Source organism: Tsukamurella sp. NPDC003166, from assembly GCF_040611135.1.
Classification (GTDB): Bacteria; Actinomycetota; Actinomycetes; order Mycobacteriales; family Mycobacteriaceae; genus Tsukamurella.
The window spans coordinates 319,846-345,920 of sequence record NZ_JBEXNL010000001.1; the positions used below are offsets into that span (position 1 = coordinate 319,846).

Here is a 26,075-nt window from a genome sequence, read left to right on the forward strand (position 1 = left end):
CCCAGCCCGACGAACAGGACCACCGACATGGCACGACCGGATCACCGCGCCCGACACCACGAGCGGATAGGAGAGGTACTCGGCGGTGCGACGGAGGGCGCCGAGCGCGTTCCCTATCCGATCGGCCTGCGCGAGTTGGAGGTCCGCGGCACCCGACGGGTCGGCGCGGGACTGATCCGCGTGACCCTCGGCGGTCCCGAGCTCGAGGGCTTCCAGACCCATGCCGCCGACGACCACATCAAGTTCCTCTACCCCGACGAGAGCGGCGAGCTCAACCTGCCCCGCAAGGAGGGGCTCATGCTGCACTGGCCGCGCGACCCGCGGCCGATCAGCCGCGAATACACCGTGCGCCGCTACGACGCCGCCGCGGGCGAGCTCGACATCGACATCGCCCTGCACCCCGGCGGCCTCGGCTCGGACTGGGCCGAGGCGGTCGCTCCGGGCGCGCGGATCCACGTGGCGGGCCCGCCCGGCGGCGTGGTCGTGCCCGCTCGCTACGACAGGTACCTGCTGGCCGGCGACATCACCGCGCTGCCGGCCATCGACCGCTGGCTCGAGGAGCTGCCGCGCGACGCCGCCGGCTGGGCGCTCATCGAGGTGATCGACGCCTCCGAAGAGATCCCGCTCGACCCGCCGCCGGGCTTCCAGGTCCGCTGGCTGCACCGCGGCGAGCTCGCGCCCGGCACCTCCGACGTGCTGGAACGCGCCGTCGCCGAGCTTCCGCAGGAGGTGCCCGACGGTGAGCGGTGGTACTGCTGGCTGGCCGGCGAGGCCGGGGTTCTCAAGCCCCTGCGCCGCTGGGTCGCCGACGCCTGGAAGCTGCCCAAGCACGACCAGGACATCACGGGCTACTGGAAGCTCGGCGTCGCCGACTTCGACGAGGACGACCACTGATGCACGCATTCGTGACCGGCGCGGCGTCGGGGATCGGCGCCGCGACCGCCCTGCGGCTCGCGCGGCGCGGCCCCGTCGCCCTCGCCGACCGTGACGCCGACGGCCTGGTCGCGACCGCCCGCGCCGTCTCCGCCGCGGGCGGCACCGCGTCCTCCCACGTGGTCGACGTCAGCGACGGCGCCGCCGTGCTCGCCGCCCTCGACGCCGCCGAGCGCGCGGGCGGGCCGGTCGACGCCCTCGCGCACTGCGCCGGCGTCCTCGTGGCCGGGCCCGTGCTCGACGCGTCCGCCGCCGACATCGCCGTCGCACTCGGCGTGAACCTCACCGGCACTGCGAACGTCCTCACCGCTGTCGTCTCCCGGATGGCCGAGCGCGGAACGGGTTCCGCAGTCGTCGTCGGGTCCAACGCCGGCAACGGCCCGCGCGTGGGCCTGGGCGTGTACGGCGCCTCGAAGGCCGCGGCGCACAACCTCGCCCTGACCCTGGCACTCGAGGTGGCGGGCAGCGGCGTGCGGGTCAACGTGGTCGCGCCGGGCTCGACCGCGACGCCGATGCAGACCGCGTTCGGGGGTGCCGCGGCCGCGCAGGCGGCCGTCGCCGGCGACCTGTCGCGGCACCGCCCGGGAATCCCGCTGGGCCGCATCGCCGATGCGGACGACATCGCCGGGGCGATCGAGTACCTGCTCTCGCCCGACGCGCGCCACGTGACCGCGCAGGTACTCACCGTCGACGGAGGAGCCACCGCATGACCAGCACCGAGACCCGGTACTTCCCGCCCGAGTTCGCGGAGCGCTACCGCGCGGCGGGGTACTGGAACGGCGACACCTTCGCCGGCTTCCTGCCGGAGGCCGCGGAACGGTTCGGCGACGCCGAGGCCCTCGTGGGCGAGGACTGCACGGGTGATCCGGTCCGGCTGACCTACCGCGAACTCGACGCCGCCGCCGCGGTCACCGCGGCGGGGCTGGTCGCCCGCGGCATCGGCTCGGGCGACCGCGTCGTGCTGCAGTTGCCGAACACCGTCGAGTACGTCTCGGTCCTGTTCGGGCTCTTCCGGATCGGCGCGGTCCCCGTGTTCGCGCTCCCCGCGCATCGTCGCAGCGAGCTCACCCACTTCGTGTTGACGTCCGGGGCGAAGGCCCTCGTCACCGCCGCGTCGATCAACCGGTTCGACCACCGCGGCCTCGCCGCGGAGGTCGCTGCGGAGACCGGCGTGCGGGCGTTCGTGGTGGACGACGAGCCCTTCGGCGCCGGGAACGCGGATGGGACGCCCGTCACTGTCGCCGGGAGCGCAGCGAGCGGGACGCCCGTCACCGTCGAACCGGAATCCCTGGCCTTCCTGCAACTCTCGGGTGGCACCACCGGCGTGCCGAAGCTGATCCCGCGCACCCACGCCGACTACCTGTACTCGGTCCGGGAGTCCGCGAGGATCTGCGGGCTCGGACCCGGTACCCGGTTCCTGGTGGTCCTGCCCGTGGCGCACAACTTCCCGATGAGCAGCCCGGGCATCCTCGGAGTGCTGTGGGCGGGCGGCGCCGTCGTGCTGGGGACCGATCCGGCACCGTCGCGGGCCTTTCCGCTGATCGAGGCCGAGAAGGTGACCATGACCTCCCTCGTGCCGCCGCTGGCGATGCTGTGGTTGCAGGCCCGGCCCACCGCGACCGCGGACCTGTCCACCCTCGAGGTGTTGCAGGTGGGCGGCGCCAAGTTCACCCCCGAGGCCGCGCGCCGCGTCGAGCCCGAGCTGGGCTGCCGGCTGCAGCAGGTCTTCGGCATGGCAGAGGGCCTGGTCAACTACACGCGTGCCGACGATCCCGAGGACCTCGTGCTCGGCACCCAGGGGCGGGCCATCTCGCCCGACGACGAGGTGCGGGTGCTCGACGAGGACGGCCTCCCCGTCGCACCCGGCGAAGCCGGCCTCCTCTGGACTCGGGGCCCGTACACGATCCGCGGCTATCTGGGCGGCGTCGACGCCGAGTCCTTCGACGCCGAGGGCTTCTACCGCACCGGCGACGTCGTCCGGCGGCTGCCGAGCGGGCACCTCGTGGTGGAGGGGCGCGCGAAGGACCAGATCAACCGCGGCGGCGAGAAGATCGCCGCGGAGGAGGTCGAGAACCACCTCATCGCGCACCCCGCCGTGATCGACGCGGCCGTCGTGGCGATCGCCGATGACTTCCTCGGCGAGCGGACCTGCGCCGTCGTCTTGACCGCGGGCGCGCGGCCGACCGTTCCCGAATTGAAGAAGTTCGTCCGCGCCCGGGGCGTGGCCGAGTACAAGGTGCCCGATCGCATCGAGTTCGCCGACGCGTTCCCGACCACGGGCGTCGGCAAGATCAGTCGCCGCGAGCTGCGGCGCACCCTGGCGGAGCAGCTCTCCAGGGCGGACCAGGAGGACCAGCAGTGAGCCTGCCCAAGAGCATCGTCTACGACCTGCCCGGCATCGAGTGCGCCGACACCGTCGACTGGGCCGTCGAACCCGGCCGCGCCGCGCTGCTCATCCACGACATGCAGGAGCACTTCGTCGGCCCGTTCCGGCGCGATGCCGAGCCCCTGCGCACCGTCGTGCCGAACATCGTGGCCCTGCGCGCCGCGGCCCGCGCCGCGGGAGTACCGGTCGTCTACACCGCGCAGCCGGGCGACCAGGACCCCGAGGAGCGGGCGCTGCTCACCGACTTCTGGGGGCCCGGGCTGGCGACCGCGAACCAGGACATCATCGCCGAGCTCGCCCCGGCGGACGACGACGTACTGCTCACGAAGTGGCGCTACAGCGCCTTCGCCAAGTCCGATCTCGCCGAGCGGATGCGCGCCTGGGGCCGCGACCAGCTGGTGATCGCAGGGATCTACGCCCACATCGGGATCATGACCACCGCCCTCGACGCGTTCATGCGCGATGTCCAGCCCTACGTGGTCCGCGACGCGGTCGCGGACTTCTCGGTGGAGGATCACGAGCGTGCACTCACCTACGTGTCGACGCGATGCGGCAGAGTGGAGAGCACGGATCGGGTATTGGAGGCACTGCGATGACTCAGGAGAGCGAGCATCCGCACTTCCTGCTGACCGCCGCGGGGCGGTCCCACGCGGGGAGCGGCGTCCGCGCGGTGTTCCCGGACCCGCATGCGGCGGCCGCGGCCCTGCGCGACGGTAGCGCCCCCGTCGTCGTCGGTGCCCTGCCCTTCGACCTGCACGATCCCGCCGCGCTGACGGTGCCCGTGCGATTCGGTGCCCTGTCCGTGCGCCCCGTCGCGGAACTGCCGACGCTGACGCTGACCGCGCAGCACCCCGAGCCCGCCGAGCACGTCGAGCGGGTCGAGCGGGCCGTCCGGCTCATCACCGGCCCCGGGGACCTGCGCAAGGTGGTCCTCGCGCGCGCGGTCGATTTCGAGGCCGCCGAGCCGCTCGATCCGCTCGCCGTGGCCGCGGCGCTCGCGGACCGCGATCTCGAGGGCAATGCCTTCGCCGTCGACCTCGCGGCGGCGGGCGACGCGTTCCGCGGGCGTGCGCTGGTCGGCTCGAGCCCCGAGGTGCTCGTCGCGCGGATGGGCGACACCGTCTACTGCCACCCCTTCGCGGGCACCGCGTCGACGCCCGAGGGCCTGCTGGATTCCCCGAAGGACCGTGAGGAGCACGCCTACGTCGTCGACGAGATCGCGGCCGCGCTCGCGCCCCTGTGCGCCGAGCTGGACGTGCCCGGCGCACCGTCGGTGACCCGGGCCGGGCCCGTGTGGCACCTCGGGACCAGGATCGCCGGGACGCTGCGTGACCCCTCGACCACCGCCCTCGACCTGGCGCTGGCCCTGCATCCGACCCCGGCTGTGTGCGGCTTCCCCCGCGCGAGCGCCGCCCGCGCCATCGCCGACATCGAGGGCGAGCGGGGCTTCTACGCCGGCGCCGTCGGGTGGACCGACGCGAGCGGCGACGGGCACTGGCGCGTGAGCATCCGCTGCGCCGAGGTCGCCGGAACCGCGCTGCGGGCCTACGCGGGCGGCGGTATCGTCGGCGCGTCCGACCCGCGGGCCGAGCTCACCGAGACGCACAACAAGCTGCGCACCGTGCTCGGCCCCTTCCTCGTGACCGAGACCGCCCGGAGCTGACCCGATGACGGATTGGACCGGCAGTCGCCTGCCGGTGTTCTTCGAGGCGCCCGAGCAGCAGCCGGACCACCGGCCGATCGAGGTCGACGACGACACCACGCCCCGCACACTGGTGCTGCGCACCATGTTCGGCAGCCCGTCGCGCACGCTCCCCGCGGGGCTGCTCATCGTCGGGCACCAGGTGGGCGAGGCGCTCGTCCCCGTCGTGATGGGGCTCGCCATCGACCGCGCGATCAAGACCGGCGACTGGGGTTCCACGGTGCGCTGGGTCCTGGTACTCGCCGTGCTGTTCGCCCTCCTGTCCTTCAGTTTCCGGTTCGGCTCACGGATCGGCTTCCTCGGCATGAACACGGTGCAGCATCGGCTGCGCACGCAGGTCACCGACCGGATCCTCGACCCGCGGGGACTGGGTGGCGGGCACCCGCCCGGCGTACTGCTGTCCATCGCAACCTCGGACGTGCAGCGGCTGGCCATGTCGGTAGCGCTCGGCCTCTATCCGGTCGGCGAGCTGGCGGCGATCGTCTTCTGCGGCGTCGTGCTGCTGTCGATCTCCTGGCAGCTCGGCCTGCTCGTGCTGCTCGGGGCCCCCGCGATGCTGTGGTGCCTCGACAAGGCGGGTGCCGCGCTGCGCGCCCGGAGCGAGGCCGAGCAGCGGGCGGCGGGCGAGGCGGCGGGCTCCGCGGCCGACCTCGTCGCCGGGCTCCGGGTGGTCAAGGGCATGCACGCCGAGAGGGAGGCCGATCGGCGTTACCGCTCGGCGAGCGCCCGCGCCCTGTCCGCCGTCATCCGCGCCCGCCGTTCGGAGGGCGCCTACGTCGGCTCGATGGAGGCCGTCGCCGCGGTCTTCGTCGTGCTCGTGGGCGTGCTCGCCGGGGTGCAGGCGGTGCACGGTGACCTCAGCGTGGGGCAGCTCATCACCGTCGTCGGCCTGACCCAGGTGGTGATGTCGCCGCTGCAGGCGATGGGCACCAACGTCGGCAAGGCCTGGGTCGCCGGCAACGCCTCCGCGAAGCGCGTCCTCATGGTGCTGCAGGCCCCGTACGCCCGGGACGCCGGCACCGTCGCCGAGCACGACGGTGCCGTGCCCGTCCGGATCACGGGCCTGCCGGTGGACGGAGGCACCGTCGACCTGGAGCTCCCGCCCGTCGGCGTCACCGCGATCGTGTGCGCCCCCGGGACCGCGACCGTTGCGACGACCCTGCTCGCCCGGACGGGCGCCCCGGCTCCCGGCCGGTCGGTCACCGTCGGGACCACGGACCTGTACAGGCTCGACGAGCCGGCCGCGCTGCGTGCCGTGCGTGTCGCGCCGCACGCCACCACCCTGTTCGAGGGCACCGTCGCCGACAACGTGGGCGCCGGCGCGGTGCCCGACCGGGTGGCGGCCGCGCTGCTCGCCGCCGCCTGCGACGACGTCCTCGAGGTGCTCCCGAACGGGCTCGAGACGCCCGTCGGTGAGGCCGGCCGGCTGCTGTCCGGCGGCCAGCGGCAGCGGGTCGCGCTGGCCCGCGCGCTGGCGACCGAGACCCGCACTCTCGTACTCGTCGACCCCACGAGCGCCGTCGACTCCGTCACCGAGGCCGCCATCGCCGAGCGGCTCGGCCCGGCCCGCGCGGGTCTCGCGACGGTGGTGTTCACGCAGTCGCCGACGCTCATCGCCGCGGCCGACACCGTGCTCACGCTGAGCCGCGACGGCGAGATCGTCACGGCCGCACCGGAGGTACGCGCATGACCATCGCCACCGACACCGCTGCGGGCGCCCTGCCCGTCGCCGGTGGACGCGAGACCTTCCGCTACGCCCGCGGGCTGCTCGCCGGGAAACGCGGGCCGCTGCTCGTCGTGTTCGCGGTCCTGCTCGTGGGCGCCGCCCTCGGCCTCGCCGTGCCCTGGGGATTCGGCGCGATGGTCGACATCGCCATCGACGGCGGCGGGTACCTCGAGGTACTGCGCATCGGCGGCCTCATGGTGGTCGCGGCCATCGCGTCGGCGGCGTTCACCGGCATCGGGATCGCGCTCACGGCCCAACTCTTCGAGACCGCCCTCGCGCGGCTGCGCGAGTCCATGGTGGGCGCCGCCTTCCGGCTCCCGCAGGCGCGTGTCGAAGAGGCCGGTTCTGGCGACCTCGTCTCCCGCGCCACCGACGATGTCAGCGTCGTCAGCCAGGCGATCTCGCGGGGTGTGCCCGCACTCGCCCGGTCGGGCTTCTCCGTCGTGGTCACCATCGGCGGCTTCGCCGCGCTCGACTGGCGGTTCCTGCTCGTGGTGCTCGTGGTGCTGCCCGTGTACGCGCTGGGCGCCCGCACGTACGTGCGCACCGCGCCCCCGGTCTACCGGTCCGAGCGGGCGGCGATGGCCGTGCGGGCGCACCACATGCTCGGCTCGATCCGCGGCCTGCCAACGGTGCACGCCTTCGACCTCATGGAGCGCTCGAGCCTGCGGGTGAGCACCGCGTCGTGGGGCGTCGTGCGCTGGACCATGCGGGCGCGGATCGTGCAGAACCGGCTGTTCGGCCGGGTCAACCTCGCCGAGTTCGTCGGCATGGCCACGATCCTGCTGCTCGGCTACGTGCTGGTCGACCGCGAGCTCGCGACCGTCGGCGCCGTGACCACCGCGATGCTGCTGTTCCTGCGGCTGTTCGGGCCCATCGGCGCGCTGCTCATGGTGATGGACGACATCCAGTCCGCGGGCGCCTCGCTCGCCCGCATCGTGGGCGTCATCCGACTGGCGGACGGGGAGGCGGCACCGTCGGGCGCCGTGGACCGGACGGACGGGCGGCCCCGCGTGGAGGTCGACGCCGTCGCCTTCGGGTACGGCGGCGGGCGCCGCGTGCTCGACGGGGTGAGCGTCGTCCTCGAGCCGGGGGAGACGGTGGCCGTCGTCGGTACCTCCGGCGCGGGCAAGTCGACGCTCGCCGCGCTCATCGCCGGGGTGCACGTGCCCGACGCCGGCGCGGTCCGGATCGGCGGCGCCGACGTCGCGACGCTCCCCGAGGACGCCGCGCCCGTGCTGCTCACGCAGGACGTGCACGTCTTCGCCGGGACCCTCGCGGAGGACCTGCGGATGGCCGCGCCCGACGCCACCGACGAGGACCTGCGCGCCGCACTGGACCGCGTTCGCGCCCGGGAATGGGTGGAGCTGCTCGACGACGGACTCGACACCGTCGTCGGGGCGGGCGGGCACGCACTGACCCCGAAGCGCGAGCAGCAGCTGGCCCTCGCCCGACTCGTCCTGCTCGACCCCCCGGTGGTGATCCTCGACGAGGCCACCGCCGACGCCGACAGCGCCGACGCCGACGTCCTCGAGGACGCTGCGCAGGCCGCGCTCGCCGGGCGCACCGCGATGGTGGTGGCGCACCGTCTGAGCCAGGCGGCGCGGGCCGACCGGATCCTGGTGATGGAGCACGGTGCCGTCGTCGAGGAGGGCACGCACGAGAGCCTGCGCGCCGCGGGCGGACGGTACGCCCGGCTCTGGGCCGCCTGGTCGCGGCACCGGTGACGTGGCGGCGGACCGTCGCCTGGCGGACCGTCAGGCGCCGTGGAAGGCGCGGTAGACCGCCGAACCGTAGAACGTGCCGATCCCCTCCGAATCGCCGCGCCAGGAGGCCGGCGCGTCGTCGGGACGATCGGCGAGCATGGATCGCACGGCCGCCTCGCAGACCGAGACGAACAGCTCCATCAGCATCGGCAGCTTCTCGTCCAGGCCCTGCATGTCCCACCACCGGGTGAGCGCGGGCCGGATCCATTCCTCCGCCTGGTGCGCCAGAGTGGCGCGGGCGGCCACGACGCGGTGCACCACCTCCGGGTCGGTGACGCCGGAGAACAACAACTGCCAGGTGTCGGCGCGTTCGTTCACCGCGTCGAGCAGGCCGCGCATGCCGATGATGAAGGCCTGCTCCGGATCCTCCCCGTGGGCGCTGTGCAGTGACGCGAGGACGAAGGTCATCATCGTCTCGGTCTCGCGGTCGAGCAGCTCGGTGATGAGCGCGACGCGGTCCGGGAAGCACGAGTAGATCACGGGGCGCGTGACCTGCAGGCGGTCGGCGACGGTGCCGATCGTCACGGCACCGAGACCGTCGCGCGCGGCGATCTCCAGCGCGGCGTCCAGGACCTGGGGGCGGCGACGCTCGGGACCGAGGTGTTCGGCGCGGCGGCGTCCGCGGTTGGCGGTGGTAGGCATCACGGCGGAGTTTACGCGGGTCGGAGGCACCCCGCGTTCATGCGACGTTCACCCGCCGGTCCGGACCTGCCCGTACGCTTCCGGCCGTGATGGATCTCGACCTGCCCGTGGGCATCGACTTGAGCGCGGTCAGCGGCCGCGAGGCGCTGCAGAGGATCGTCGACCTGCGGGCGACCGAGGGTTTCTCCGTGAACGACGACGATGACGACGACCCGGTGCTGCTCACTCCGGAGCGGCACGTCGTGGACACCTGGCGCGAGGGCTACCCGTACTCCGAGCGGATGGCGCGCTCGGAGTACGAGCGGGACAAGCGGCTGCTGCAGATCGAGCTGCTCAAGCTGCAGCGCTGGGTCAAGGACACCGGCCAGCGCCTGGTCATCGTGTTCGAGGGCCGCGACGCCGCCGGCAAGGGCGGCACCATCAAGCGGTTCATGGAGCACCTCAATCCGCGTGGCGCGCGCGTGGTGGCGCTGGTCAAGCCCACCGAGCGCGAGGCCGGCGAGTGGTACTTCCAGCGCTACATCGACCACTTCCCGACCAAGGGCGAGATCGTCCTGTTCGACCGCTCCTGGTACAACCGCGGCGGCGTCGAGCGGGTCATGGGTTTCTGTTCCGACGAGCAGCACGAGCGCTGGACGCACCAGGTGCCGCTGTTCGAGAAGATGCTGGTCGAGGACGGCATCGACGTGACCAAGTTCTGGTTCTCCGTGACCCAGCTCGAGCAGCGCACCCGCTTCGCGATCCGGCAGATCGATCCCGTGCGGCAGTGGAAGCTCTCGCCGATGGACCTCGCGTCGCTGGACAAGTGGGACGGCTACACCGCGGCGAAGGAGGAGGTGTTCGCGGCGACGGACACCGACTACGCGCCCTGGACCGTGGTCAAGAGCAACGACAAGAAGCGCGCCCGCCTCAACGCCATGCGCTACATCCTCGACAAGTTCGACTACGACAACAAGGACATGGAGGTCCTCGCGTCGGGGCCGGATCCCCTCATCGTCGGGCGCGGCCGGGACCTGATCGGGGACTGACGGTGCGCCGCGCGGACCGGTTCGCGGGGCCGACGGTGCGCCGAGCGGACCGGGGCCGACGGCACCGTCGAGTACCGTTGTCGCCGTGCGTTCTCTGACGGCCCTCCTCCTCGTTCTGGTGGCGATCCTGGCCACCTTCGTGGCGGTCCCCGCCGTCTGGGCGAAGAACACCGTGCTCGACCGCGGGGCGTTCATGACGCTCATGGAGCCGCTGGGGCACGACCCGGCGGTGCAGGACGCGATGGCGCAGGAGATCTCCCAGCAGGTGCAGCGGCTGCTCACCGAGCAGGGCGACGCCCGCCCGCCGCTCGCCGCGATCACGCCCTATGTCTCGGCCTACACCCACGGACCGCAGTTCCCGGGCGCCTTCAAGGAGGCGATCGGCCAGGTGCACACGTGGCTGCTGGTGCGGCCCACCGCCGAGCAGCGGTTGCGCGGCGCGACCACCGCGGAGATCGACCTCGCACCGATGATCCGCGACGTGGCCGCCGCGAACAACGTGAAGGTGACGGTCCCGGAGCGGGTCACGATCGATCTGTCCGGCACAGGGGCCAACCGGGACCTGTTCCGGGCCGGACGGTACGCCGACATCGCCGACAAGCTGCGGCAGGTGGCGTGGATCGCGCCGCTGGTGGCGGTGGTGGCCGCGCTCCTGGCGCTGCTCGCCGCGCACCGTCGCGGATTCATGCTGTTCTACCTGGGTCTCGGCGGCGCGGTCGCTGCGGGCGTGACCTGGATGCTGTGCGTGGCGGCACCGTCGTACGTGACGGGCCGCAGCGGCACCGGCGGACTGAGCCCGGTCATCGACGCGGCGCTGGGGCAGGTGACCGCCGACCTGACCCCGTGGATCGCGACCGAGGCGGCGGTCGGCGGCGCGCTCGCCCTGTTGGGGCTGATCTTCGGCGGGCTCGGCGCCGTGGCGGCGCGTCGGGCGGATCGGCGGGACTGGTGAGGTCCACCGCCCGGCCGACCGTCGCCACGCTGACGTACAAGGACGGGACCACGAACCCCGTCCGGATCTTCCGCGGGCCGGATCCCACCGCGCCGGTGCTGATGATCTGGCCGGGCGTGAACGTGCCCGCCGGGTACTTCGACGACTTCGGGCGCGGCCTCATCGACGCGGGCTTCAACGCGGTGGTCTCCGAGCTACGGGGGCAGGGCGATTCGCGGCCGCGTGGTGCCGGCGGTTCCCATGGTTTCCAGGACGTCGTGCTGGAGGACTATCCGGCGGTCTCCGCGCTGGCGCGGCAGAAGTTCCCCGGTGCGCCGCGGATCCTGGTGGGGCACAGCCTCGGTGGGCTGATGGGCGCCATGTACGCCGCGCGTGCCCGGCGGAACCTGGCCGGGGTCGCGCTGATCGCCTGCGGCACGGGCTATTACAAGCTCGACGGTCTCTCCGGCACCGCCCGCCGGATCGGCACCTCCGTCGCCGCGCGCGCCGCGGCCCGACGGGGCCACTGGTCCGGCCCGGACGGGCTGGGTGAGGTGCCTGCCGGGATCGTGGCCGATTTCGACCATCTGGTGCAGACCGGCGACTTCAACGTCGCCGGGGCCGATATCGATTACGAGGCCCGGATCGCGGCGACGAAGACCCCGGTGTTGACGCTGGCGATCGCCGGCGACGAGCTGGTGAGCGACAAGCAGTCCCGGTTCGTGGGGGAGAAGTTTCCCGCGTCCGTGCACCGCCGGATCGCGGAGCCGCTGGGCCACAACCAGTGGATCCTCTCGCCCGATGCGGTGATCCCCGCGCTGTCGGGGTGGATCGCGCAGGCTCTGCCGCGCGGGTGAGGGTGGTCGGCGCCGGGTAGGTGTAGTCGGTCGCGGAGGCGATGCGTCCGACGCATACCCGATGAGATTGCAGGTCAGAGACGTTTCTGCGGATTCTGGTGATGCGCGAGACGCATCGCCGCTCCGTCGGCGTGGGCGGCGCGGCCCTCGTCGGTAGCGGGTGCGTACCCGTGTTCGTCCCACGCGCGACGCCGATCCGCGGTCCCGCCGTTCGCTCCCCCGTCGGAAGCCGTGCGTGCGGTAGGGGAGCGGCCTACCCCCGCGCGGCGTTCGGTCCCCTACGGGGCGCCGGGCGCCGGGCGCCGTCGATCGTGGTGCTGGAGGGTCAGCTCGCGAGACCGGTGACCAACACCGGGTTGTGCGCGGGCGCCAGCCACTTGAGCAGGGTGATCATGCCGTCGCGGCTGATCGCGACGCAGCCGAGCGTGGGCTTGCCGTCCGTGACGTGCAGGAACATCGCGCCGCCCTTGCCCGGCGTGTGGGCCGGGTTGTTGTTGAAATGTACGGCGTAGTCGTAGACGGGACCGGCGCCGTAGAGGTTCTCGCTGCCCGGACCGGGGCTGATGGCACGGGTGACCATCGTGTCGTAGGTCGGTGAGCTCTGGTTGCCGTCCCACCACTGCTGGTCGCCGACCTTGGTGTACGGCAGCGTCGTGCCCGGGTTCTCCTGCCGGCCGAACGCCTGGTCCAGCGCGAAGACGCCGAACGGGGTGCGGGGGACATCGTCCTTGCCCTCGCCGATGCCCTGCTGGCCGACCTTGCCGGGGACCGGCCCGTAGACCTTGGTCCAGCCCGTCTGGAGCAGCGCCCACGCCGAAACCTGGACGTCGGTCGAGGAGAACGACGGTGCCGCCACCGTGATGACCTCACGTGCGGTCGGCGCGGCCGCGACGGCGGCGTCGAGCAGCGCCTTGTCGGCGTCCGCCGCGGCGGCGTGCGGGACCGTCAGCGACGCGGCGACCGCTGCTACCGGTACAGCAGTCAATCCCAGGAGCATCTGACGCCTCTTGAGCAACATGTGTCTCAGTATGGCAGCCCTGGCTGAGAGCGGGCTGGTAACTAGGCCCGGTCGTTGCGGAGGTGCCGTTCCACCCGCTCCACCTTGGCGGTGAGCTGGCCGCTGTGGCCCGGGCGGATGTCGCACTTGACGACGAGCGAAACGCGGGGCGCGGTCTCGGCGAGGCGGTCGACGCACGCCTTGATCACGCCCATCACCTCGTCCCACTCGCCCTCGATGGTGGTGAACATCGAGGTGGTCTCGTTGGGCAGACCGGAGGCGCGCACGATGGCGACGGCCTCCGCCACCGCCGCGGCGACGCCGCCGTCGGGGCTCTGGTCCCCACCCATCGGGCTGATCGAGAACGCTGCGAGCATGTCTCCTCCTCAGGTTCGGTCGGCGTCGGCCGACGGTGCCAGTTCCCGCCACAGGAACTCGTAGGCGAGAGCGGATTTGAAGGCGGCCTGCTTGTTGTCGGCCGCGCCGCCGTGGCCGCCCTCGATGTTCTCGTAGTAGTCCACGTCGATGCCGCGGGCCTGCAGCGCGGCGACGAACTTGCGGGCGTGGCCCGGGTGCACGCGGTCGTCACGGGTGGATGTGGTGACCAGCAGTGCGGGCAGATCGCCGGGCGCGCCGGCGGTTTCGGGCAGGTTCTGGTACGGCGAGTACTCGCTGATGTAGGCCCACTGCGCGGGATCGTCGGGGTCGCCGTACTCCGCCATCCACGACGCCCCGGCGAGGAGCTGGTGGTAGCGCCGCATGTCCAGCAGCGGAACCTGGCAGACGATGGCGCCGAACAGTTCCGGATACCGCGTGTACATCACGCCCATGAGGAGGCCTCCGTTCGACCCGCCCTGCGCGCCCAGCTGCTCGCGGGTGGTGATGCCGCGGGCCACCAGATCCCTCGCGACGGCGGCGAAGTCCTCGTAGGCGCGCAGCCGGTTCTCCTTCAACGCGGCCGTGTGCCAGTCGGGTCCGTACTCGCCGCCGCCGCGGATGTTCGCCAACACGTACACCCCGCCCCGCTCGATCCACGCCGCGCCGGACACCGCGGCGTAGTCCGGCGTGAGCGAGACCTCGAAGCCGCCGTAGCCGTAGAGCAGCGTCGGCTTGGGGGAGGCGGAGCCCGACGGTCCGCGTTTGCCTACGACGAAGTAGGGGATCTGCGTGCCGTCGTCGCTCGTGGCGAAGAACTGCTCGGCGGTGACGCCCGCGGCGTCGTAGAAGGCGGGCGCCGACTTCAGCGGCTCTACCGACCCGCCGGCCGTGCCGTGCAGCAGCGTGGGCGGCAGGGTGAAACCGCTGGCGGTGGCGAAGATCTCGTCGCCCTCGCGGGGATCGGTGTAGTAGACGCCGATCTCGGCCAGCTCGGGGAAGCCGCGGGTCTCGCGCTTGTCCCAGGTGCCGGGCTCGAGGGTGTGCAGCTCGGAGCGCACGTCCCGCATCGTCGACAACAGCAGGTACGACTTGGTCCACGCGTACCCCGCGAGGGCCGTGTGCGCGTCGGGGGTGAAGACGGTGCTGTACTCGCGCGATCCCGCCCGGTAGGCGTCGAAATCGAAGGCCACCAGCGCCCCCGGCGGCACAGTGCCGGTGGGCAGCTCCCACGCGGACTTCGGGCGCACCAGCAGCCGCGACTCGTGCACGTCCGCATCGGCATCGGTGGGCACGTCGATCCGCTCGAGCGCCAGCGTCTCCGGCTCGAGCAGGTAGATCTCGCTGTTGTAGAAGTCGATCGCGCGGGTGACGAAATGCCGTTCGTAGCCGGGGGTGTCGTCGTATCCGGCGCCGATTGAAACGTCGGAGTGGTGGCCCTCGTACACCAGATCCGCGTGGCCCAGCGGGGTGCCGCGGCGCCACCGCTTCACGAGCCGCGGATACCCGGAGTCGGTGAGCGAGCCCGGCCCGAAGTCGGTGCCCACGTACACGGTGTCCTTGTCGATCCACGAGATCCGGCTCTTGGCCTCCGGGAGGGAGAAGCCACCGTCGACGAACCCGCGGCGCGAGATGGAGAACTCCCGCACCACCGTCGCGTCGGCGCCGCCGCGCGAGAGGGAGACGAGCGCGCGGTCGTACCGCGCACCGTCGGGCGACTCCGCGCGGAGGACGGCGGCCCCGCCCCACACCCAGTTCTCGCCCTCGGCCTCGCGGAGGGCGTCGACGTCGATGACGACGTCCCACTCAGGGCTGTCGGTGCGGAAGGACTCGAGCGTGGTGCGGCGCCACAGGCCGTACGGGTGGTCGGCGTCGCGCCAGAAGTTCCACAGGTACTCGCCGCGGCGGACCGGGTAGGGGATGCGCTGGTCGGTGTCGAGGATCGCGAGGACGCGCGACTCGAGGTCGTCGAACCGTGGTCCGGTCAGGCGCGCGGTGCTCGCGGCACCCTGTTCCCGGGCCCAATCCAGGGCAGTGGCGGATTCCACTTCTTCGAGCCATGCGTACTGGTCCATGGACTCCACACTAGGGCTAGGCTGAAAGCCGTGGCTGATCACTTTGACACTGTTGTTCTCGGCGCCGGCCCAGGAGGCTACGTCGCCGCTATTCGCGCCGCCCAACTCGGGCAGAAGGTCGCGGTCATCGAGGAGAAGTACTGGGGCGGTGTGTGCCTGAACGTGGGCTGCATCCCGTCGAAGGCGCTCCTGAAGAACGCCGAGCTGGCGCACACCTTCACGCACAAGGCGCAGCTGTTCGGCATCTCCGGTGACGTCTCGTTCGACTTCGGGGCCGCGTTCGACCGCAGCCGCAAGGTGTCGGAGGGGATCGTCAAGGGCGTTCACTTCCTGATGAAGAAGAACAAGATCACCGAGATCAACGGCTACGGCACCTTCGTCGACGCCAAGACCATCCAGGTCGGCGACCAGACGGTGACGGGCGACAACATCATCATCGACACCGGCTCGACGGTGCGCCTCCTCCCGGGCGTCACGCTGTCGGACAACGTGGTCACCTACGAGGAGCAGATCCTCACCCGCGACCTGCCCGCGTCGATCGCCATCGTCGGCGCCGGTGCCATCGGCATGGAGTTCGCATACGTCCTCAAGAACTACGGCGTGGACGTCACCATCATCGAGTTCCTCGACCGCGCGCTGCCCAACGAGGACGCCGACGTCTCCAAGGAGATCGCCAAGCAGTACAAGAAGCTGGGCGTGAACATCCTGACCTCCACCAAGGTCGAGTCGGTCGACGACCAGGGCTCGCAGGTGGTCGTGAAGTACACCGGCCCCAAGGGCCCGGGCGAGATCACCGTCTCCAAGGTGCTCATGTCGATCGGCTTCGCGCCGCGCGTCGAGGGCTTCGGCCTGGAGAAGACGGGGGTCGCCCTCACCGAGCGCGGCGCCATCGCCATCGACGACTACATGCGCACCAACGTGCCCGGCGTGTACGCCATCGGTGACGTCACCGCGAAGCTGCAGCTGGCGCACGTCGCCGAGGCACAGGGCGTCGTGGCCGCCGAGACCATCGCCGGTGCGGAGACGCAGGCGCTGGGCGACTACCGCATGATGCCGCGCGCCACCTTCTGCCAGCCGCAGGTCGCCTCGTTCGGCCTCACCGAGCAGCAGGCCCGCGACGAGGGCTACGACGTGAAGACCGCGACGTTCCCCTACTCGGCGAACGGCAAGGCCCAGGGCCTCGGCGACGCGGTCGGGTTCGTGAAGCTGGTCTCCGACGCCAAGTACGGCGAGCTGCTCGGCGGCCACCTCATCGGCCCCGACGTCTCCGAGCTGCTGCCCGAGCTGACCCTCGCGCAGAAGTGGGACCTCACGGTCAACGAGCTCGCTCGCAACGTGCACACGCACCCGACGCTGTCGGAGGCGCTGCAGGAGTCGATCCACGGCCTCGCCGGCCACATGATCAACCTGTAGGAAGCGCACCCTCGTCGGCCCGGCATCGTCTTCGACGGTGCCGGGCCGACGTGCTTTTCCCTTCGAACTGAGGAGTTTCGACGATGTTCCGCGCCACCCCCGGAAAGCTGCCCGCCGCCGACACCGCCGAGGTCGGGGGCGTCGCCCTGCCCGCCGGTCGACTCGTGACCGCAGAGGAGGGGGACGGCACCGTCGTCGCCTGGATCAGCACGGAGATGCTGGCCGCGGACCGGCTCGACGGGCTGGTCCGCGAGCTCGCCGCCGCGTTCCCGCGGACCGGGCTCTGGCCGCTGCAGGCCAAGGGACTCGAGGACGACGACCTCGCCCGACCCTGGGGCGACGGCGAGCTGGAGGGACCGTCCGGCCGCGAGGTCCCGGACGCCCTGGCCGCGCTGACCCGCGCGGGCGTCGACGGCGCCACCGACGACCCCGACGACGAGGAGGACGAGCCGAGCGTGCCGCCGGTGACCACGCTCGCGCCGGCCGTCCCGGGCGCCGACCTCGGGGCCGGATCGCTCGCGACGGGCGGCGACGGCGGCCTACTGCTGGTGCCGGTCGCGCGGCCCGCGGACGTGCCCGCCGCGCTCGGCTGGATGGGCGCGGTGAACTACGACATCTCCGGTGAGGATCACGCGGCGGTGCTCCGCTCGTGGGAGGACCGGTTCGGGGCGGTGCTCGTCGGCATCGGGTTCGACACGCTGCTCGTGCAGGTGGGGCACCTGCCGGAATCGGCGGAGCAGATCGACGGGCTGCTCCGCGAGCACTACGCCTATTGCCCCGACAACATCGACCAGGGCCTGAGCGCCGACGACTACCGCGCCGGCCTCACCGAATGGACGCACTGGTCGTTCTGGTGGGACTGACCGGCTGAGTTGGACACTCGTCCCGGACCCTGGCAGGGTCGGGTGCGCGGCGTGGCGATGCCACGGCGCCGGGTCGAGAAGGGGCATCGGTCACCGTCGGACGTCCGCGCCGTGAGGCAGCAGTGGAACGCACTGCACGGACGGAAGGAATCGATGAACCACGCAGCGACGCTCACCGACCACTACCCGACGCGCGTCGACACCAGTGAGATCCACGACCGACCCGATCCCGTCGTCTGGCCCGGACGTTCCGGTCCCTGGTCCGACGATGCCGTCGCCCACTTCGCGGCGCACGGCTTCCGCGCGGTGGAGGGCGTGCTCGATGCCGGTGACATCCGCGAGGTGCGCTCGGAGATCGACGCGGTCACGGCGGGGCTCGGGCCGGACGAGCGGGTGATCCGCGAGACCTCCGACGGCAGCGTGCGGTCGGTCTTCGCGGTGCACGAGCTGAGCGAGAGGATCGCGTCGATCATCGCGCGCGAGGAGATCGCCGGCGTCGCCCGGCAGCTGCTCGGCGACGAGGTCTACGTGCACCAGAGCCGGGTCAACCTCAAGCCCGGCTTCGCCGGCGGACCCTTCTACTGGCACAGCGACTTCGAGACCTGGCACGCCGAGGACGGCATGCCGACGCCCCGCGCCGTGAGCGTCTCGCTGGCGCTCACCCCGAACACGTCCTTCAACGGATCGCTGATGATCATGCCGGGATCGCACCGTCGGTTCGTCTCGTGCGTGGGCCGGACGCCGGGCGAGTACCACCGCCAGTCGCTCAAGTCCTACCGCCCGCCGTTCGGTACGCCCGACGAGAGCGACATCGCGGCGATGGCCGACGAATACGGGATCGAGCAGGTCACCGGCGGTGCGGGCAGCGCGCTGTACTTCGACTGCAACTGCCTGCACGCCTCCGCCGGGAACATCTCGCCCTATCCGCGGTCCAACCTGTTCGTCGTGTTCAACGCCGTGTCGAACGCGTTGGGCGAACCCTTCGCCGCCGACGCCCGTCGACCGGAGTACCTGGCGGCGCGGTAGTAGCTCACGAATTCGGGTTCCGGGGCGTCACGTGTGCGCCGGCGCACGTGTCATGCCCCAGAACCCGACATCGTGAGCCGTCAGTGCGGGTGGCCGACCACGTTGACCACCGTGCCGTCCGGGGCGCGGACGAAGAACCGGCGCGGCCCCCACTCCTCGCTGGTCAGCGGGTGCACGATCTCGTAGCCGGAGGCCTGTGCCTCCGCCCACGCCGCCTCGACGTCCTCGGTCATCACGGAGATGTCGGAGTCGATCTCCGCAGTCCGGTCGCCGGTCACGAGTTGCACGCCGGCGGCGTGGTCGGGGGAGGAGAAGCGCGCGACCCAGCCGAGGTTGAACTCCTCGTCGGACAGGCCCAAGAAGTCGGCGTAGAAGCCGCGGGCGGCGTCGATGTCATCCACCGCGATGTTGGTGATCACCCTGTGCACCTGCACGATCAGGCCTCCAGCTGGTGCAGTTCCGCGGCCAGGTTGGCGCGCGCCGCGTCCTCCCACCGGGCCCGCCCCGTCGCGGTGTGGAACAGGGCAGCGTGGGCGAGGAGGTTCCGCAGCACCGCGGCGCGGCCCGGCCGGAACAGCTCGTCGGGCACCGTCGAATACTCCGCCCGGACCGCTGCCGCGTAGGCGCGGTACCGCTCCGGCGGGGAGGCGAGGATCGCGAGGTCGGCGTCGCACAGGGCCGCGGCGTCGGGGTCGCCAGCGGGGACGTCGTGGTCGGCCGTGACCCGCACCAGCCGCGCGACCTCGGCACCCAGCTCGCCGTCGAGCATCTGCTCGGCAAGGAGGGCCGACTGCTCCTCGTTGTCCGGGGCGCCGATCACGTACACGGCGTCGTGGAACCAGGCTGCGAGCTCGACGGCGTCGCGGTCGAAGGCGGCGCCCGCCGCCGCGAGCTCGTCGAGGCCGCGCAGCACGCCGGCCAGGTGGTCGACGGTGTGGTACCTGCGGTGCGGCTCGTTCCAGCGTGCCAGCAGGTCGTCGCGCTGGGCGGCGGTGAGCAGGGCGGTCGACGGTCCCGTCACCGTTCCGGCTCGATCCCCAGGACGTCGATCGTGGTGGCCAGGCCGTCGTAGTTGGTGGCGAGCAGGACGATCTCGACCAGCCGCCGCTCGTCGTAGAACTCGGCGAGGCGGGCCCAGGCATCGTCGGACACGGACCTGTCCTCGACGATCTCGGTGACCACGTCCAGCAGCGCGGCGCTGCGCTCGTTCCAGCCCGAGCCGTCGAAGATCCGCTCGAACTGGGTGGCGGTGAGGCCGGCACGGGCGCCGATGCGGCGGTGGTGGCCCAGCTCGTACGCGTTCTCCCGCAGGTGTGCGACGCGGACGATGACCGTCTCGGATTCCGTCCGCTTGAGCGCGCCGAAGGGCATGAGCATGCCGGAATAGCCGAGCCAGCCGAGGAACAGCCGCTTCGTGCGGCCGAGGGTGGAGAACAGGTGCATGTCGTCGGCGCGAATGGCCTTGGCGCCGACGCGGGCGATCGCGTAGTTGATCGGGCCGGCCGCGCGGAGGCCCGCGGGGCGGACGCGAGGGGACGTGGACATCAGCGGCCTCCGAGAGTGCGGGCGAACAGGGCTTCGAGTTCGGTGAAGTGCCGCTCCGAGCCGGCCTCCTGGTAGTTCGGGGTGTCCGCCATGGTGTAGCCGTGCGGGGCGTCGGGATAGATCGCGTTCGTGGCCGTCAATCCGGCGGCGGCGAGTGCCGCGCCGAGTCGTTCGACCGCCTCGGGCGGCATCGACGCGTCGTGGTCGGCGTGCCCGTAGACGAACTCCGCCCGCGCCCGGGGAAGGCCCAGGTGGATGCTGTCGGGCTCGTCCGTGGCCAGGCGGCCGCCGTGGAAGCCGCCGCACGCCACGACGGTGTCCGGGTGCGCGATCGCCGCGAGCGTGGCCAGCCGGGCGCCCATGCAGTAACCCGTGACGCCGACGGGGCCGGTGACGCCGGGCCGGGCGAGGAGCGCGGCGAGGTAGGCGTCCGTGTCCGGTCCCGACTTGTCCGGGGTGAGGCCCATGACGCGGCCCATCGCCCCGCCCATGAACCGCTCGCGCGCCTCCGGGGTGTCCAGCGGCTCGTCGGGGGACGTGGCCGCGGCGTCGCCGTCGCGGTAGAAGACGTTCGGCGCGAGGACCGCGTACCCCCAGGAGGCGATCCGGTCGGCCAGCGAGGCGATCTGCGGCCGGAGCCCGATCGCGTCGATGAACAGCAGCACTCCGGGTACGTCCCCGTCGGTCTGCGGGCGGGTGAAATAGGCGTCGGCGATCCCCGACGGGGTCTCGATCTTCACGCCCGCCGAGAGTACGCCACCGGGCCCGACGGCGGGCGCACCGTCGAACCCGGGACGGTGACGGACCTACCGGACGAGGTAGGGGCTGACCGTGGAACGGTGTTCGTCGATGTCGAGACTCTTGCCGATGGCTGGGAAGGCGCGCTGGGGGCAGCCGGAGCGCTCGCAGACGCGACAGCCGGCGCCGATCGGGGTGGGGTTCGGCTCGTTCAGGTCGAGGCCGCGCGCGTAGACGAGACGGTGCGCGTGCCGCAGTTCGCAGCCGATGCCGATGGCGAAGGTCTTACCGGGCTGGCCGTACCGCGCGGCGCGGCGCTCGACGGTGCGCGCGACCCAGAGGTAATTGCGGCCGTCGGGCATCTCGACGATCTGCGTGATGATCTTGCCCGGCCACGCGAAGGTCTCGTAGACGTTCCACAGCGGGCACGTGCCGCCGGACGCGGAGAAGTGGAACCCCGTGGAACTCTGCCGCTTGCTCATGTTGCCGGCGCGGTCGACGCGGACGAAGGACAGGGGCACGCCGCGCAGGTTGGGGCGCTGCAGCGTGGAGAGCCGGTGCGCGATGGTCTCGTAGCTCACGGAGAAGAACGCGGACAGCCGCTCGATGTCGTACTCGAACTCCTCCGCGGCGCCGTGGAACTGGGTGTACGGCAGGACGACGGCCGCGGCGTAGTAGTTCGCGAGCCCGAGCCGGGCGAGGCGACCCGCCTCCTCGGAGCCGAACCCGGCACCGTCGACCATCGCGTCGATCTCCCGGCCGCACTCGAGGTAGGCGAGCTCGGCGGCCATCTTGAAGACCTGCTGTCCGCCCGACAGGTGGCGGTTGATCTCCAGTACGCGGGTGCGGGGGTCGTAGCGGTGCAGCACCGTCTCCCCGAGGTCGACGCGGCGGCGGATGGACACGTTGTGCACGGCCTCGAGGCGGGTGACGATCTCGGTGCGCACGTCCGCGCTGTGCATGCGCATCCGGGCGGTGAGCTCCTCCGCGGCGGTATCGAGCTCGTGGAAGTAGTTCTGCCGCTGGTAGAAGAAGTCCCGCACCTCCTCGTGCGGGTTCGGGATCGAGCCGCGGGCGCCGGGGTCGTTGCGGCCGTCGGTGACCTGCGCGAGCTGGTCGGCGGCGCCGAGGTAGCGGCGGTGCAGCGCGACCATGGCGCGGGCGAAGCCGGGGTGGTCGCGGGCCAGCTCGGACAGCTCGTCGGTGCTGGTGGGTGCGTCGACGTCCATCGTGACCTCGCGCAGCTCCGCGATGAGCCGCGTCTGGTCCTGCGAGTTGAAGAACGACGTGTCGACCCCGAAGACGTCGGTGATCTTGAGCAGCACCGGCACGCTGAGCGGCCGGACGTCGTGCTCGATCTGGTTCAGATAGGACGGCGAGATCTCCAGCGCCTCGGCGAGGGACGCCTGTGACAGCCCGCGCTCCTTGCGCAGGCCCCTCAGGCGTGCACCCACGAAGGTCTTGGACATGCAGCGAATATTAGTCGTGGAAGCCCAGCTACCGATGCGTTCCGGGCGCGATACCCCGCCTTCGCAGTGAAGTGCGTCACACAACCGGTCCGACGGTGCGCGGCCCGGCTGCGGCGGACCGTCGGAAACGGCCTCGGGGGGCCGGGAAGCCGGGCCCGCAAACTCCCAGTACGGACGTACTTTTTTCTGCGAACCGCGCGAGGATCCTTCGCAGGATTAGCACGATCTCCCTGATTTCATGGCTTGCTTTGGCATCGTCGACGGCCTTGGCCTGCGGCTTTAGGTGTGGCACAGTGGCGTCAGGCGCAACGCCGGTGCAGTGAAGCGGGTTAGCGATCAGCCTCTCGCCCGCCGCCGGTGGCCGATTGAATCTTTATCGACTAGAGCGAAGAACGGGGAGCCAATGAGCACCGTCGGACAGCCGAGGACCGCCGCAGAGATCCAGCAGGATTGGGACACCAACCCGCGCTGGAACGGCATCAAGCGCGACTACACCGCCGCTCAGGTGGAGGAGCTCCAGGGCTCCGTCGTCGAGGAGCACACGCTCGCCCGCCGCGGCGCCGAGATCCTCTGGGACGGCGTGACCAAGGGCGACGGCTCGTACATCAACGCCCTGGGCGCCCTCACCGGCAACATGGCCGTGCAGCAGGTGCGCGCCGGCCTCAAGGCCATCTACCTCTCCGGCTGGCAGGTCGCCGGTGACGCGAACCTCTCGGGCCACACCTACCCGGACCAGTCGCTGTACCCGGCCAACTCGGTTCCGGCCGTCGTTCGCCGCATCAACAACGCGATGCTCCGCGCCGACGAGATCGCCAAGGTCGAGGGCGACAACGCCGTCGACAACTGGGTCGTGCCGATCGTCGCCGACGGCGAGGCCGGCTTCGGCGGCGCGCTCAACGTCTACGAGCTGCAGAAGGCCATGATCGCCGCGGGTGCCGCCGGTACCCACTGGGAGGATCAGCTCGCCTCGGAGAAGAAGTGCGGCCACCTCGGTGGCAAGGTGCTCATCCCCACCCAGCAGCACATCCGCACCCTGACCTCGGCGCGCCTGGCCGCGGACGTCGCGAACACCCCCACCGTGGTGATCGCCCGTACCGACGCCGAGGCCGCCACGCTGCTCACCACCGACGTGGACGACCGTGACAAGCCCTTCCTCGACGGCACCCGCACGTCCGAGGGCTTCTTCGGCATCAAGAACGGCGTCGAGCCCTGCATCGCCCGTGCCAAGGCCTACGCGCCCTACGCCGACATGATCTGGATGGAGACCGGCAAGCCCGATCTCGAGCTCGCCAAGAAGTTCGCCGAGGCCGTCAAGGCCGACTTCCCGGACCAGCTGCTGGCGTACAACTGCTCGCCGTCCTTCAACTGGAAGCAGCACCTGGACGACGCGACCATCGCGAAGTTCCAGAACGAGCTGGGCGCCATGGGCTTCACCTTCCAGTTCATCACGCTGGCCGGCTTCCACGCCCTCAACTACTCGATGTTCGACCTGGCGCACGGCTACGCCCGCAACCAGATGTCGGCCTACGTCGACCTGCAGGAGCGCGAGTTCGCCGCCGAGGAGCGCGGTTACACCGCCACGAAGCACCAGCGCGAGGTCGGCGCCGGCTACTTCGACCGCATCGCCACCACCGTCGACCCCAACACGTCCACCGCGGCGCTGAAGGGCTCGACCGAAGAGGGCCAGTTCCACTAGGAATTGGCGGGGAGATGCCCGGTCTCGCGTCGCGACGAGCGCGTGAGGTGAGACGAGGGTAATCCCACTGGGGTACGCCCAGAACGTGCCCGAATACCTGACAGGCGGCCCGCAACGCGACGTTGCGGGCCGCTTGCATATCGGCAGAATTTTCGGAGAGGCGGAAGAGTTCTCATGAGTGAAGCTGTATCCAGGGTCGGTGTCGTGGGCGCCGGCCAGATGGGCGGCGGTATCGCCGAGGTGTCGGCCCGTGCCGGCGCCGACGTGCTGGTCTGGGAGGCCACCGAGGAGCTCGCGGCCGGCGGTCGCGCGCGCATCCTCAAGTCGTTGGACCGCGCCGTCTCCAGCGGTAAGATCACCGAGCGGGAGCGGGACCAGGCCGCCGAGCGGCTGACCTTCACCACCGACCTCGCCGACTTCGCCGACCGTCAGCTGGTGATCGAGGCCATCGTCGAGAACGAGGCCGTCAAGGCCGAGGTGTTCGGCAAGCTCGACGCCGTGGTCACCGACCCCGACGCCGTGCTCGCGTCCAACACCTCGTCGCTGCCGATCCAGCGCATCGCCGAGGCCACGAAGAACCCCGGTCGGGTGCTGGGCCTGCACTTCTTCAACCCGGTGCCGGTGCTCCCGCTGGTGGAGGTGATCAGCTCGCTGTCCACGTCCGACGGTGCCGTGGCCCGCGCCGAGCAGTTCGCGTCCGAGGTGCTGGGCAAGCAGGTCGTGCGCGCGACCGACCGCTCGGGCTTCATCGTCAACGCCCTGCTGGTGCCGTACCTGCTCTCGGCGATCCGCATGTACGAGTCGGGATTCGCCACGGCCGAGGACATCGACAAGGCGATCGTGCTGGGCCTGGCGCACCCGATGGGCCCGCTCAAGCTGACGGATCTCATCGGCCTGGACACCGTGAAGTTCATCGCCGACGCCATGTACGAGGAGTACAAGGAGCCGCTCTACGCCGCGCCGCCGCTCCTGCTGCGCATGGTGGAAGCCGGCTACAAGGGCAAGAAGGCCGGCCGCGGGTTCTTCGAGTACCCCGCGAAGTAGGCGGGCCAGTCGCTGAACCGGCAAGGGAGCGGGAACGGTCCCGAGTCGACGCGGAGCGCGCTAGCGTGGGCCGCATGACCGGCGCGATCGACCGGGTCGAGGCGATGCTCGACCCCACCCGGCTCGGCCGCGAGCCGGACCGCACCCACGGCTACCTCGACGTGCTCGCGCCCGAGAGCGCGAAGCCGACGGGGCTGAGCAACGCACTCATGCACAACCCGGCACTGGCCGCTGTCTACGAGAAGGCGTGGCGGCCGGCGTTCACCCGGTTGTTCAGCCTCGGCGGCTCCGGCACGCTGAGCCGGCAGGACCTGCTGCTCGAGGACCTCACGGGGCGCGGCGACCAGAAGATCCTCGACGTGGCCTGCGGTCCGGGCCTGTACACGAAACCGTTGGCGCGCAAGCTCAGCGGCGACGGCGTGGTCGTCGGCCTGGACGTCTCCGACGCGATGCTGCAGCGCGCCGTTCGCGACAACGCGGGCGATCGCGTCGTCTACGTCCGGGCCAGCGCCCTCGAGCTGCCCTTTCCCGATGGCGCCTTCGACACCGTCGTCTGTCTGGCCGCGCTGTACCTGATCCCGGCACCCCGGCTCGCGGTCCGCGAGATCTGCCGGGTGACGAAGCCGGGCGGCCGGGTGGCGCTGTTCACGTCGCTGCAGACGCCGCTCACGTCCGTCCTCGGTTCGTCGACCGCGGAGCGGGTCTCCGGTTTCCGCTGGTTCGGCAAGGACGAGATCACCGGCTGGCTGCGCGAGTACGGGCTCGTCGACGTGCAGCAGACCGTCAGCGGGCAGGGGCAGTTCGTGACGGCCAGAAAGCCTGCCTGACTGCGCGAGGACGCGGACGCGCCGGATTCTGGGATA

The 26,075-nt window shown here is 71.5% G+C and carries 25 protein-coding genes; 16 read left to right on the forward strand and 9 right to left on the reverse strand.

The window, feature by feature from the left end:
• Positions 1-27: 27 nt before the first annotated feature.
• From ABZX10_RS01500 to ABZX10_RS01530, 7 genes are read left to right on the forward strand one after another with little or no spacing between them, the layout of a single operon-like run.
• Complete coding sequence (locus ABZX10_RS01500) at positions 28-894, forward strand: siderophore-interacting protein (protein WP_355533770.1); 867 nt, start codon at positions 28-30, stop codon at positions 892-894.
• Positions 894-1,643 (forward strand): SDR family oxidoreductase, encoded by a 750-nt coding sequence (locus ABZX10_RS01505; RefSeq protein WP_355533772.1) that lies wholly within the window; start codon positions 894-896, stop codon positions 1,641-1,643. Before ABZX10_RS01500 ends, ABZX10_RS01505 begins: the two co-directional genes overlap by 1 nt.
• Positions 1,640-3,295 carry an AMP-binding protein gene (locus tag ABZX10_RS01510; protein WP_355533774.1) on the forward strand — a complete coding sequence of 552 codons (1,656 nt, stop codon included), beginning with the start codon at positions 1,640-1,642 and terminating at the stop codon, positions 3,293-3,295. The genes ABZX10_RS01505 and ABZX10_RS01510 overlap by 4 nt, the downstream gene beginning before the upstream one ends.
• Entirely contained in the window at positions 3,292-3,915 is a 624-nt protein-coding gene (locus ABZX10_RS01515; RefSeq protein ID WP_355533776.1) for an isochorismatase family protein, read from the forward strand. Before ABZX10_RS01510 ends, ABZX10_RS01515 begins: the two co-directional genes overlap by 4 nt.
• Positions 3,912-4,982, forward strand: coding sequence for a chorismate-binding protein (locus ABZX10_RS01520; RefSeq protein ID WP_355533778.1), 1,071 nt, complete (start codon positions 3,912-3,914; stop codon positions 4,980-4,982). Before ABZX10_RS01515 ends, ABZX10_RS01520 begins: the two co-directional genes overlap by 4 nt.
• Positions 4,983-4,986: 4 nt before the next feature.
• Positions 4,987-6,711 carry an ABC transporter ATP-binding protein gene (locus tag ABZX10_RS01525; RefSeq protein ID WP_355533780.1) on the forward strand — a complete coding sequence of 575 codons (1,725 nt, stop codon included), beginning with the start codon at positions 4,987-4,989 and terminating at the stop codon, positions 6,709-6,711.
• Positions 6,708-8,474 (forward strand): ABC transporter ATP-binding protein, encoded by a 1,767-nt coding sequence (locus ABZX10_RS01530; RefSeq protein ID WP_355533782.1) that lies wholly within the window; start codon positions 6,708-6,710, stop codon positions 8,472-8,474. The genes ABZX10_RS01525 and ABZX10_RS01530 overlap by 4 nt, the downstream gene beginning before the upstream one ends.
• Positions 8,475-8,504: 30 nt before the next feature.
• Here the strand turns inward: ABZX10_RS01530 and ABZX10_RS01535 are convergent, their stop codons facing one another.
• Positions 8,505-9,155, reverse strand: a complete 651-nt coding sequence (locus ABZX10_RS01535) for a TetR/AcrR family transcriptional regulator (protein ID WP_355533784.1) — start codon at positions 9,153-9,155, stop codon at positions 8,505-8,507.
• An 89-nt stretch (positions 9,156-9,244) separates the two neighbouring features.
• On the opposite strand from ABZX10_RS01535, the gene ppk2 reads away from it, so the two are divergent.
• From ppk2 to ABZX10_RS01550, 3 genes are all read left to right on the forward strand, one after another.
• Complete coding sequence (ppk2, locus tag ABZX10_RS01540; protein ID WP_355534075.1) at positions 9,245-10,183, forward strand: polyphosphate kinase 2; 939 nt, start codon at positions 9,245-9,247, stop codon at positions 10,181-10,183.
• An 85-nt stretch (positions 10,184-10,268) separates the two neighbouring features.
• On the forward strand, positions 10,269-11,135 hold the full coding sequence (locus tag ABZX10_RS01545) for a hypothetical protein (protein ID WP_355533786.1): 867 nt from the start codon (positions 10,269-10,271) through the stop codon (positions 11,133-11,135).
• A complete protein-coding gene (locus tag ABZX10_RS01550) occupies positions 11,132-11,971 on the forward strand; it encodes an alpha/beta fold hydrolase (RefSeq protein WP_355533788.1) in 840 nt (279 codons plus the stop codon). Before ABZX10_RS01545 ends, ABZX10_RS01550 begins: the two co-directional genes overlap by 4 nt.
• A gap of 325 nt (positions 11,972-12,296) precedes the next feature.
• Here ABZX10_RS01550 and ABZX10_RS01555 read toward each other — a convergent pair whose 3' ends face one another.
• The 3 genes from ABZX10_RS01555 to ABZX10_RS01565 are packed head-to-tail and all read right to left on the reverse strand — an operon-like array spanning position 12,297 to position 15,457.
• Positions 12,297-12,989, reverse strand: coding sequence for a L,D-transpeptidase family protein (locus tag ABZX10_RS01555; RefSeq protein ID WP_355533791.1), 693 nt, complete (start codon positions 12,987-12,989; stop codon positions 12,297-12,299).
• Between the two features lie 41 nt (positions 12,990-13,030).
• Positions 13,031-13,345: a thiamine-binding protein gene (locus tag ABZX10_RS01560; RefSeq protein ID WP_355533793.1), complete on the reverse strand. Its 315-nt coding sequence runs from the start codon at positions 13,343-13,345 to the stop codon at positions 13,031-13,033.
• Between the two features lie 9 nt (positions 13,346-13,354).
• Positions 13,355-15,457: a prolyl oligopeptidase family serine peptidase gene (locus ABZX10_RS01565; protein WP_355534077.1), complete on the reverse strand. Its 2,103-nt coding sequence runs from the start codon at positions 15,455-15,457 to the stop codon at positions 13,355-13,357.
• Between ABZX10_RS01565 and lpdA the strand changes: the two genes are divergently transcribed.
• From lpdA to thpD, 3 genes are all read left to right on the forward strand, one after another.
• Positions 15,449-16,831: a dihydrolipoyl dehydrogenase gene (gene lpdA, locus ABZX10_RS01570; protein WP_355533795.1), complete on the forward strand. Its 1,383-nt coding sequence runs from the start codon at positions 15,449-15,451 to the stop codon at positions 16,829-16,831. The genes ABZX10_RS01565 and lpdA overlap by 9 nt on opposite strands.
• 83 nt (positions 16,832-16,914) lie before the next feature.
• Positions 16,915-17,694 carry a DUF4253 domain-containing protein gene (locus ABZX10_RS01575; protein WP_355533797.1) on the forward strand — a complete coding sequence of 260 codons (780 nt, stop codon included), beginning with the start codon at positions 16,915-16,917 and terminating at the stop codon, positions 17,692-17,694.
• Between the two features lie 153 nt (positions 17,695-17,847).
• On the forward strand, positions 17,848-18,720 hold the full coding sequence (gene thpD / locus ABZX10_RS01580; RefSeq protein ID WP_355533799.1) for an ectoine hydroxylase: 873 nt from the start codon (positions 17,848-17,850) through the stop codon (positions 18,718-18,720).
• A gap of 80 nt (positions 18,721-18,800) precedes the next feature.
• Here the strand turns inward: thpD and ABZX10_RS01585 are convergent, their stop codons facing one another.
• The 5 genes from ABZX10_RS01585 to ramB all read right to left on the reverse strand — a co-directional run bounded on the left by ABZX10_RS01585 (position 18,801) and on the right by ramB (position 22,472).
• The gene (locus ABZX10_RS01585; RefSeq protein WP_355533801.1) at positions 18,801-19,154 is read right to left on the reverse strand and encodes a VOC family protein; all 354 of its coding nucleotides are present in this window, start codon (positions 19,152-19,154) and stop codon (positions 18,801-18,803) included.
• A 2-nt stretch (positions 19,155-19,156) separates the two neighbouring features.
• Positions 19,157-19,741 carry a hypothetical protein gene (locus ABZX10_RS01590; RefSeq protein ID WP_355533803.1) on the reverse strand — a complete coding sequence of 195 codons (585 nt, stop codon included), beginning with the start codon at positions 19,739-19,741 and terminating at the stop codon, positions 19,157-19,159.
• Positions 19,738-20,265, reverse strand: a complete 528-nt coding sequence (locus ABZX10_RS01595; protein WP_355533805.1) for a carboxymuconolactone decarboxylase family protein — start codon at positions 20,263-20,265, stop codon at positions 19,738-19,740. The genes ABZX10_RS01590 and ABZX10_RS01595 overlap by 4 nt, the downstream gene beginning before the upstream one ends.
• Positions 20,265-21,005: a dienelactone hydrolase family protein gene (locus tag ABZX10_RS01600; RefSeq protein WP_355533807.1), complete on the reverse strand. Its 741-nt coding sequence runs from the start codon at positions 21,003-21,005 to the stop codon at positions 20,265-20,267. Before ABZX10_RS01600 ends, ABZX10_RS01595 begins: the two co-directional genes overlap by 1 nt.
• 66 nt (positions 21,006-21,071) lie before the next feature.
• Positions 21,072-22,472, reverse strand: coding sequence for an acetate metabolism transcriptional regulator RamB (ramB, locus tag ABZX10_RS01605; RefSeq protein ID WP_355533809.1), 1,401 nt, complete (start codon positions 22,470-22,472; stop codon positions 21,072-21,074).
• 403 nt (positions 22,473-22,875) lie between these two features.
• Between ramB and aceA the strand changes: the two genes are divergently transcribed.
• From aceA to ABZX10_RS01620, 3 genes are all read left to right on the forward strand, one after another.
• Positions 22,876-24,168, forward strand: coding sequence for an isocitrate lyase (gene aceA / locus ABZX10_RS01610; RefSeq protein ID WP_355533812.1), 1,293 nt, complete (start codon positions 22,876-22,878; stop codon positions 24,166-24,168).
• 174 nt (positions 24,169-24,342) lie between these two features.
• A complete protein-coding gene (locus ABZX10_RS01615) occupies positions 24,343-25,212 on the forward strand; it encodes a 3-hydroxybutyryl-CoA dehydrogenase (protein WP_355533814.1) in 870 nt (289 codons plus the stop codon).
• Positions 25,213-25,286: 74 nt separating this feature from the next.
• On the forward strand, positions 25,287-26,039 hold the full coding sequence (locus ABZX10_RS01620) for a class I SAM-dependent methyltransferase (protein WP_355533816.1): 753 nt from the start codon (positions 25,287-25,289) through the stop codon (positions 26,037-26,039).
• Positions 26,040-26,075 lie beyond the last annotated feature (36 nt).